The 6,236-nt window shown below is 66.0% G+C and carries 6 protein-coding genes and 1 pseudogene; 2 read left to right on the forward strand and 5 right to left on the reverse strand.

Going from position 1 to position 6,236, the window contains the following annotated elements; genetic code table 11:
- The first annotated feature begins 7 nt into the window (after nucleotides 1–7).
- Complete coding sequence (mnmC2, locus tag C2847_RS07895) at nucleotides 8–661, forward strand: tRNA (5-methylaminomethyl-2-thiouridine)(34)-methyltransferase MnmC2 (RefSeq protein ID WP_105317885.1); 654 nt, start codon at nucleotides 8–10, stop codon at nucleotides 659–661.
- Here mnmC2 and C2847_RS07900 read toward each other — a convergent pair.
- Nucleotides 570–1,751: a polysaccharide deacetylase family protein gene (locus C2847_RS07900; RefSeq protein WP_105317886.1), complete on the reverse strand. Its 1,182-nt coding sequence runs from the start codon at nucleotides 1,749–1,751 to the stop codon at nucleotides 570–572. The two genes, mnmC2 and C2847_RS07900, sit on opposite strands and share 92 nt — an antisense overlap.
- Nucleotides 1,742–2,908 (reverse strand): MFS transporter, encoded by a 1,167-nt coding sequence (locus C2847_RS07905; RefSeq protein WP_105317887.1) that lies wholly within the window; start codon nucleotides 2,906–2,908, stop codon nucleotides 1,742–1,744. Before C2847_RS07905 ends, C2847_RS07900 begins: the two co-directional genes overlap by 10 nt.
- Before the next feature lie 14 nt (nucleotides 2,909–2,922).
- Between C2847_RS07905 and C2847_RS07910 the strand changes: the two genes are divergently transcribed.
- A complete protein-coding gene (locus tag C2847_RS07910; RefSeq protein WP_105317888.1) occupies nucleotides 2,923–3,606 on the forward strand; it encodes a glycosyltransferase family 2 protein in 684 nt (227 codons plus the stop codon).
- On the opposite strand, the gene C2847_RS07915 is transcribed toward C2847_RS07910, so the two are convergent.
- The 3 genes and pseudogenes from C2847_RS07915 to C2847_RS07925 form a co-directional block, all read right to left on the reverse strand.
- Complete coding sequence (locus C2847_RS07915) at nucleotides 3,545–4,756, reverse strand: glycosyltransferase family 4 protein (protein ID WP_105317889.1); 1,212 nt, start codon at nucleotides 4,754–4,756, stop codon at nucleotides 3,545–3,547. The genes C2847_RS07910 and C2847_RS07915 overlap by 62 nt on opposite strands.
- Before the next feature lie 7 nt (nucleotides 4,757–4,763).
- Complete coding sequence (locus C2847_RS07920) at nucleotides 4,764–5,939, reverse strand: lipid-A-disaccharide synthase-related protein (RefSeq protein WP_105317890.1); 1,176 nt, start codon at nucleotides 5,937–5,939, stop codon at nucleotides 4,764–4,766.
- Nucleotides 5,936–6,236: pseudogene (locus tag C2847_RS07925) on the reverse strand (pyroglutamyl-peptidase I family protein); the annotation flags it as partial. The gene C2847_RS07920 and the pseudogene C2847_RS07925, both read right to left, overlap by 4 nt.

The raw sequence follows: 6,236 nt of genomic DNA on the forward strand, positions 1-6,236 counted from the left end.
TACGGGAGTGGAGCCCATCCTCACCCAGGATGGAACCCCCACCCTCTTCCACCCAGGGTACGGGGAGGCCTACCATCCCCGGCAGGGAGCCTTGCTCCAGGCCAGGCGGCTTTACCTGGAGAAGACCCTCACCCATCTTCATCCGGCTCCAAGGGTCCTCGAGGTGGGCCTGGGCCTTTTGGTGAACTTCCGCGCGACTCTGGAAAGCACCCTGGGCCGGGGGGTGTACCTCCGTTATTTGGCCGTGGAACGGGAGCCGCTACCCCGGGAGGTGCTCGCGCGGGTGCGCCTCCCTCTTCCCAGGGCGGAAGAGGTGTTTGCGGAAATCCTTAAGGGCTGGCCTGATGCCTGCTTCCGGGGGGCTTGGGGTGAGCTTCGCATTTTCTTCGGGGAGGTGGAAGCTTTGGCGCTTCCCCAGGACTGGGCCACGGCGGTTTATCTGGATCCCTTCAGCCCTCGGGTGAACCCGGGGCCTTGGTCTTTGCCCGTTTTAAAGGGGCTTCACCGGGCTTTGCGGCGTGGGGGAAGGCTGGCTACCTACTCCGCCCAAGGGGTTTTTCGCCGGGCCCTCAAGGAGGCGGGGTTTGCCCCTCACCGGGTGCCTGGGGTGGGGAAGCGGGAGTGGACGGTGGGAATCGCTTTAAAACCTCCTCCCGGCTGAGGTAGGCCAGCTCGGCCCAGGAACGGTCGGGCTTGGGCAGCTGCTCCCGGTACAACCAAAGGAACCAGGCGCTGCTCAGGGTGGCCACGAGACGGGACCAAGGGGGAAGGGGATGGGTGTGGAAACCAAAAAGCCTGGCTCCCTGGGCCAGGTAGCTGTAGCCGTAGACCAAGCGCACCTCGGGGTCTTGAGCCATCCGTTCCGCCACCTTCTTAAGGCTTTCTCGCACGTATCGGATGGCCTCGAGGGGGGAGAGTTCCATGCTCCGCTGGCTTTCCAGATGGAGCTCCAAGGCAGGGATGCCCCGGGGTAGCCCGGGTAGGTCGGGTCCGGGGAAGGGCTTCTTCTCCACCCGGAAGAGGTCGAAGGGACCGTATCCTGCCCGGGCCACCCGATGCTTGGCGTTGTACCGTTCCTCAAATCCCTGGAGCCCCCGGATAAGGGCGAGCCTCGGGGTGAGGGGTAAGGGGACGAGGCCATCCAGGGTGACGGGTTGGTATCTCAGCCGTAGCATCTCCGGAAGCGCCCGCTCCAAGAGCCTGAGGGTGCGCTCCGGCCCATCGTGGAGGAGGACGATGGACCCTGGGCGCAGGTAGTAAAGGAGCCTTTCCGCCAGGGCTTCAGGGGGGAGATCCAGCCAGTCCTTGCTTTCCAGGTCCCACAGGGCGACGCGCTTGCCCAAGAGGCGAGCAAAAAGGCGGGTAAAGGGGGTGTGGAGCCCATGGGGCGGGCGGTAGTAGCGCCCGGGGTTCCGGCGCATGTGCGCCCACTCCAGCCAGGGCAGGAAGAGTTTCCAGGCCTGGTGCCACTCCCCATGGTCCTCCACCTGGTGGCCTTCGCGCTGTATGGCCTCCACCAGGTCCGGCCGGGCCTTGGCCCGCTCCCCGGTCAGGAAGAAGGTGGCCTTGACCCCGTACCGGCGCAAAAGCCCCAAGAGGGCCTCCGTCCTCTCCGAGGGGCCGTCGTCAAAGGTGAGGGCCACCTTAGGGGTGCGCCTGGAGCCGTGGGCGTAGGCCCCCGCCCCGAGGAAGCGGAACAAAAGGTCGCTCCAGCCGTAAAGGGCAAGGAGAAGGCCAAGGACTAGTTCCATCGACTCCTCCCCAGCACCCCGGCGTAGAAGAGGCTCAGGGCTAGGAAGATCCCGGCGCCCAACATAAAGGGGGCCTCAGGGCCCAAGCGTTCCCAAAGCAACCCGCCCACCGCGGGCCCCAGGGCTACGCCCAACCCCTCTGCGGTCATGAGCCCTCCCCAAACGGCAGCCCGATTTTCTTCGGGAAGGTTCTTGGCCAGGAAACCATTCCAACCCGGCATGAAGAGGCTGAAGCCTAGCCCGCCTAGAACGGTGAGGACTAAGAGCTCTCCCAAGGAAGGCTGGGACGCGAGGTGCAGCATGACCCCACCCAGGAGGACCAGGCCTGCCAGGAGCGCCCAGCGGTAGCCGTGTCGGTCCACGAGGCGTCCGGTGAGGGGAAGGAGGCCGAAGGCGAGGCCCCCTCCCACAAGGAGTAGGCCCCCTAGGGCTAGGGGCTCGAGGCCCAGGTTCTCCTTGGCGAAGCGGAGGAGGAAAAGGGATACCAGGGCGGGGGCGAAGGTCTGGCCAAAGGCGGCGGGAAGGAAGATCAAGAGGCGCCCTAGGGGGTAGCGCTCCTGCTTGGTTTTGGGTAGGGGGATGCGGAAGCGGATGAGGCTTAAGGTCAGGAGGAGGGTGAGTCCCTGGGCGGCGAGCAGCAGGCTGAGGGCGGCCTCCGGGTGCTGCTGGGCGACCTGCCCTACCCCCACGAGGCCGATACCCGCCCAGGGGAGCACTAGGGTGAAGGTGAAGGAGAGGGCGCGGGCCTCCCGTCCGGGGACGGCGATGCGGCTGGCCAGGGTCATGAGGCCCGGGTACAGGGTGGACACGCTGAGGCCCCAGACCAGGGCGACCCCCCAGAGCATCCAGGCGGCATGGGCTTGGGGGATAAGGAGCAGGGCCACGAGGCCCGTTAGGGCCGCCAGGGCGGCTGTGCGGCCAAACCCTACCCGTTCCGCCAGGAACCCACCAAAGGTCTTGGACAAGTTTTCCGCCAGTTGGTGGAAGGTGAAGGCTAGGGTGAAGGCAGCAGGGCCTAGGTTCAGGCGCTCGGGGGCAAAGAAGGGCAGGAAGCCCGCGAAGAAGCCGCTACGCACCCCCTCCATGAGGCCCACCGCCAGGACGAGGCGCAGGAAAACGGAAAGCCCCTCCCTGGTCCACGGCAGATAGCGAAACACGCTAAAGTATACCCGTGCGCATCAGCGTGGTGATCCCCGCCCACAACGAGGAGGCTTTTTTGCCAAAGGCCTTGCAGGCGGTTTTGGCGCAGACTTTGCCGCCTTTTGAGGTGATCGTGGTGGATAATGCCTCCACCGACCGCACGCGGGAGGTGGCGGAGGGATTTGGTGTGCGGGTGGTGTATTGCCCCCGGAAGGGGGTAGCCTATGCCCGCCAGGCGGGGCTCCTGGCCGCCCGGGGGGAGTGGGTGGCCATGACCGACGCCGACTCCCTGCCCATGCCCGGCTGGCTGGAAGCCCTGGCCGAGAAAGCGCCAGGAGCGGTGGCCCTGTACGGTCCCCTGCGCTTCTATGGGGTCTCGGCGGTGGAGGCCCTCCTATCGGACTGGGGCTACCGTGCCTTTCTTCACTTGATGGCCCTCCTCCGGCATCCCAACCTGGCGGGGGCCAACATGATGGTGCTCAAGGAAGCGGCCCTAAAGGTGGGAGGCTTCCCCCAGGTGGAGGCCCGGGAGGACGTGCTTTTGGGCTGGAGGCTTGCGCGCCAGGGCCCGGTGCGCTACGTACCCCGGGCCTTGGTCCTCACCTCGGCCCGCAGGCTTAAAGGGGGCTGGGGGAAGTTTCTTCTACAGCAGGTCAGAAACCTCCTGGGCGATCCTCGAGGGTACTTCGGGGAAGGCGGGGAAAGGGGAAGATGAGCCTGCGAGGCTCGGCCCGGAGGATTTCGTTGGCCTCGTCGTAGACGGCCACGATCCTCTCGGCGATGCGCTCTGCCGAGCGCTCCATGGCCCAGGCGCGGGCTTGGAGGCTGAAGCGCCGCCGCCTCTCTTCGTCAAGCAGGAGGTCCAGGGCCTTTTCCGCCAGGGCTAGGAAGTCCCCCGGGGGCACCAGGTAGCCCGTCCGGCCATCCTCCACCCCCTCCAATACCCCTTCCGCCCCCACGGCTACCACTGGCACCCCCATGGCCTGGGCCTCCCAGACCACAAGCCCCTGGGTCTCGGTTTCGCTGGCGAAGAGGAAGAGTTCGGCCATGCGGTAGTAGCCGCCGATCTTCTTGTAGGGCACGGGGCCTAGGAAGCGCACCCGCTCGGCGATGCCGAGCCCTCTGGCTAGGTGCTCGAGGGCGTGGAGCTCCGGGCCTTCCCCGATGTGCACCAGGAAGACGTCTGTTTTCTTGGAAAGCTCAGCCACCGCCTTCAGCACCACGTCAAAGGACTTCTCCTTCCCCAGGCGCCCCACGGTGATGAGGCGGCGCTTGTCTTCGGGCCAAGGGGGAGGGGAGGGGAGGGGAGCCTCCTCCAGGAGGCGGTTGTCGATCCCGGTGGGGATGACCCGGATGGGGCGCTCTATGCCGTAGCCTTCCGCAAGGCGCTTCACGGGCTCGGTGGGGGCGATGACTACCTCCACCCGGTTATAGAAGGCCTTGGCCAGGCGGGGAACGATGCCCGTGTACTTGTCCAGGACCGCCAGGCCCGGCACGTAGTGGGCGTACTTCTCGTAATGGGTGTGGAAGGTGGAGACATGGGGCAGGCCCTTGTTGCGGGCGATCCTGAGGCCCCATACCCCCAGGGTGAGGGGGGTGTGGGTGTGGATCAGCTCAAACTCCGTGGGCAGGTGGCGGGCGGAGGGCAAGGCGATTTGCTGCCCCTCGTAGAAGGGGTAGGCCACGGAGGGCACCCGCACTACCCCCTCCTCGCCCTCGGGGGCCTCGGGGTGGCGAGGGGCGATGACCCAGGCCTCGTGGCCCATGCGGCGTAGCTCCCGCAGGAGGAGGTAAACGCTGGTGGTGACCCCGTTGGGGTTGGGGAAGTAGACGTCGGTGAAGAGGCCTACGCGGTAGAGGCGCATGCAGAGCTTAGCATACCGCACGGATCTGTCCTAAGCGGTGTATGTCTTCCTGGATGTGACGAGCAGTTCCCTGGATGCCCCCAGGCGGACCTATACGCTCTTTCCCTGCTTGGCTGGATCGAGCGTAAAGGGCCTCGTTTTGGAGCAACCTTTGGGCGGTGGCCGCCACGCGGTCAGGGTGGGCCTCCGTAAGGTGGAGTGCTTCTCCGAGGAGGCGCTTCTGCCTACGGGCAAAGGCCTGGGTGTACTGGGGACCGGGGGTGGGGAAGGCCACCACGGGAATGCCTAGGCCCGCTGCCTGCTCCGCTGCCGTGCCCGCGGTGGCCAGGACCAGGCGGCTTTGGTGAAGGATGGCGGAGAAGGCCCCTCGGAAGACCCAGGCGGTCTTGCCGTCCCTTTCCAGCCGCAAGGCCTCGGGAGCAACCTCCTGGGTCTGCCAGCCTGGCAGGGGGGGAAGCGCCTCCCATTCCTTGGCCCAGGCCACCGCCGGGATGAGGGGAAGCCGTAAAGTGGCCTCCAGCATGAGGGGAAGGCTGAAGGCCTCGTCACCCCTGGTACCTGGGAGCAGGGCCAGGAGGGGTTCCTCACCCACCCAGGGAGCGAGGTTCCGCTCCGGTGGGGGTAAGAGGTCCATGGCAAAGCTTCCGTACCAGTAAGCGTGAGGGACGCCCAGGCGGTGAAGCCGCCTGAGGCTAGGTTCGTCCCGTACGAACACCGCTCGGGCCTTACGGTGTAGGAGACGTTCATAGGGGGTGAAGTCGCTCCCGCCCCAGTCCAGAAGGAGTTCTAAGGGACGGACAGCTTCCAGGTAGTGCGCGGAAACCAAGGGGTTCACGTGGTACAGGGGTTTGCCCCGGGCGGCCAGAACCCCCACGCTGAGGGCGTAGGCGTCCCCCACCACCACCACGGCGTCAGGCAGGAAGGCCCAGGCGGCCTGCCACTGGGCGAAGCTCATGGAGAGGAACCCCGCCTTCAGGTCGGCCACAAGGTTGGCTAGGCTGCCGAAAAGGAACCCCCCCGAAGGCATCTCCTTCCTGGGTCCTAGGACCTCTTGAACCACCCCTTGGTAAGCGTTTCCTCGACCCACCAGGGGAAGGGCCCAGATGGCGTGGCCAAGCTGGGCGGCGATGCGGGCGCCGATGGCGTCCTCGGTGGGCCCGTTGGACACGAACAAAACCCTCATAGTAGCTCTAGCAGAGTGTACACTGCCCGGGCTTGTTCCCTTAGGGGAAGGTAGGCCCCACCCCTTTCCCAGGGCCAGGGTTTCGTCAGGGGGAAGGCGGATGAAGGCCACGGGGACCTCCGGGGGAAGATGAAAAAGCGACAGGTAAAAGGCCTGGTTGCAAAGGTAGCTCCCGGCGGAGAGGCTTTGCTTTGCGGGGATCCCTGCTTCCCGCAAGCGACGAAGCGCCTCTTTTAACTCAAAACTTGCACCTCCCGAATACCCTGCATAAACACCCCCTTCCCCCCGCAGGCGGGG

The organism is Thermus tenuipuniceus, assembly GCF_002964845.1.
Taxonomy (GTDB): Bacteria; Deinococcota; Deinococci; order Deinococcales; family Thermaceae; genus Thermus; species Thermus tenuipuniceus.

Excerpts from the sequence above, each read along its gene's own strand:
- C2847_RS07900 (WP_105317886.1), bottom strand. The coding sequence starts at position 1,751 with ATGGAACTAGTCCTTGGCCTTCTCCTTGCCCTTTACGGCTGGAGCGAC.
- C2847_RS07920 (WP_105317890.1), bottom strand. The coding sequence starts at position 5,939 with ATGAGGGTTTTGTTCGTGTCCAACGGGCCCACCGAGGACGCCATCGGC.
- C2847_RS07915 (WP_105317889.1), bottom strand. The coding sequence starts at position 4,756 with ATGCGCCTCTACCGCGTAGGCCTCTTCACCGACGTCTACTTCCCCAAC.